Consider the following 2542-nt stretch of genomic DNA (forward strand, 5'->3'; position numbering starts at 1 on the left):
TTCGGACCGAACTGAAGGCTTTCTTTGCTTGGCGACTAGCCCGGCCCCAGCATCGTTCCCGTGATCCACACTGCCGTACGGTTCGGCTCATTGCCTTCTGCCATCAGCTTTCTGCCAATCCCACTGCCCTGCCCCGGCTGATTGATTATGGACATCCTATAGAGTTTGGAGCGGGGAATGGAAGCTCCCCACTTCGGAATATTATGGAACTTTGGCTGAATGAGGTTGGGTTGAGCACGACAATCGATACTCCGAAAATCATTACACGTGATGAAAGCGGCTCTCGCGTTATCATTCGACGTAATTACCGCTGTCCAAACAGCATGCCGGCCAACGAGCTGGCCTTTATCTTGGTTCTGTTGCGTGAGCGGATGAAGCCTCTGGAGCGGCGTGATCTTATCCTTATGCGGGATCTCTATCCCGAAGAGGAGATTACCGAGGCTCCGCGAAGAGAGTCCTACATTCATTTTTATGGATTCCGGTTGGACTGGCTACGCCATGCCGCTCGCCATTTCATTCTCAGCAAGATCAATCACCGGGAACTTCGCCCAACATCATTGCCCGGGTTCATTTCACGCCTTCAGTTGCTTGAAACCTGCTTACGCGAAGAGCATGCAGATCCCCAAATCGAGCACGTTACCGAGTCCTTTATCAGGGAGCGCTTCCTGAATTGGGGGAACACCCGCAAGTGCGTCGGCAAGAACTGGTACGCCGACGTCTGCAATCTCGTTCGCTACGCCTCCTGTTACTTGGCTGACCGCGGCTGGCCAAACCTCATGCTGGACAGGCGCGATCTCCGCCGCGTTGAAGGTATGTGGCCTGGAGGGCGTGGCTATCAGTTGAAGGTGACGGAGCGCACCATACCCGAGGATGTTATCGAGCAGATGTTCCAGAAGCTCGACAGTCTCGATCCCGTCCTGAAGCGCCTTCTCATTCTTGGCCGCTACACCGGTATGCGCAGCGCCGATCTGCACGCCCTCGATTTCGATTGCCTAAAGGAAGACCCTGACGACGTGCGCTTCATGATTCTGACCTTCTACCAATCCAAGGTGCAGCGCTGGAACACCAAGCCCCTCCTGAAGGAGGATGCCGCCCACGCGCTCGTAATCATGACCATTCGCGAGCAGCAGACCGAGGTGCGCCGGCAATGGGAGCGTGAAACGAAGCATCTGTTTCCGATGCGAACCGGCGATGGCGAAACGGCCCTCACCGGCGACTACACACGCGACGCCATCAAGAAATGGATGCTTACGGAAGGCATCCGCACCAAGGATGGAGTTTTTTGGGAGTTCGGCTGGCATGGCCTGCGGCACTTCCACGGAACCGAACTGGCTCTGCAAGGCCACGACATCGCACTGATCCAGATGGAACTGGGCCACGGCTCCGCCGACATGACGATGGTTTACATCAACCGCCGCCTGCACCTGAAGAAGAAGGCTCTGCTGGAGAAGGGCGGAGGCCGGTTCATCGACATCAAGGGCCAGGTGGACGACACGATGGCGGGCCTTGCCGTACGCCGGGACGCCACGCTGGCCGTGGACGTGCCGGGCGGCCTGTGCACCCTCCCCGGCCAACTGGGCGAATGGTGCGAACACAACCGTGCCTGCATGACCTGCATCCATTTCCGAGCCGATGTCGATCAACTGGCCTTCTTTGACCAGGAACGCGCGGCCATTACCGAAACCATCGCCCGCTTGAAGCGGGAGATCGCCGAGTTCCGCCAGCAGGGGCGGACGCGGATGGCCGAGATCGGCGAAAAGCGGCTGGCGCACAACCAAGCCTTGCTCATAAACCTCACCACCATCCTCGCGACCATCAAGGCGGAAGGCAGCTACCGTGGCGACACCCGTAGACACCAGCGGCCTGCGAGCCGCAGCGGAGGAGAAGCGCATCCGCAAGCGCCGGGCCGTTGAGGCCGCCATCCAGGACATGCGGCACGCCGGCGAGGCCATCACCTTCAAAGCCATCGCCGAGAAAGCCGGCGTCAGCCGCGAATACCTCTACCAGACCTTCAAGGCGGACATCGAGCGACTGCGGACGCTAACCCAGGATCGGCGCATCGAGGTGGACCGCGAACCGGTGCCGATACGCACAGCCCGCCGCTCCGCCACCATCGAGGCGGCCTTGCGCAACAAGATCAAGCGTTTGGACGAGGAGGCGACGGAACTCCGCAAGCAGAAGACCGCGCTGGAGCGCCGTTACGAAAAGGCCTTGGGCGAAGCCGAGGAGTGGCGACAGCGGCATCAGCGCGCCTTGGCGGAACTGCTCGAACTGCGCGGCCGGCTGGCCAGGAACGACGGTTGAAGCCCGCCGAGCCTGGGGCCGCCGCAGCGCACCCCAGGACGGCTTCAAGTTCGGCGGCGGCCATTGGCTCCCCAGCCTGTACCGCAGTGTCAGCCTAAACCGACCGCGAAACCCCATTCAAGTTCGGCGTCAAAATACCCTCTTTTTTGCCGGCTCTTCATCATGTGGACATGTCAACAAAGGTGAAATCCCTGCAACCCTGCCGTTTTGGACAAAACCCCTACAGGTAAATGGAAAA

2 protein-coding genes are annotated in these 2542 nt (G+C 59.7%); both read left to right on the forward strand.

All coding sequences use genetic code 11. The annotated features are described in order from the left end of the window. The first annotated feature begins 230 nt into the window (after positions 1–230). Positions 231–1913, forward strand: a complete 1683-nt coding sequence (locus TSH20_RS35910) for a tyrosine-type recombinase/integrase (protein ID WP_146205483.1) — start codon at positions 231–233, stop codon at positions 1911–1913. Continuing rightward, a complete protein-coding gene (locus TSH20_RS29925) occupies positions 1837–2304 on the forward strand; it encodes a DUF6262 family protein (protein ID WP_109157597.1) in 468 nt (155 codons plus the stop codon). Before TSH20_RS35910 ends, TSH20_RS29925 begins: the two co-directional genes overlap by 77 nt. Positions 2305–2542: the final 238 nt, after the last annotated feature.

Origin of the sequence: Azospirillum sp. TSH20, from assembly GCF_003115935.1 — a bacterium.
Taxonomy (GTDB): domain Bacteria; phylum Pseudomonadota; class Alphaproteobacteria; order Azospirillales; family Azospirillaceae; genus Azospirillum.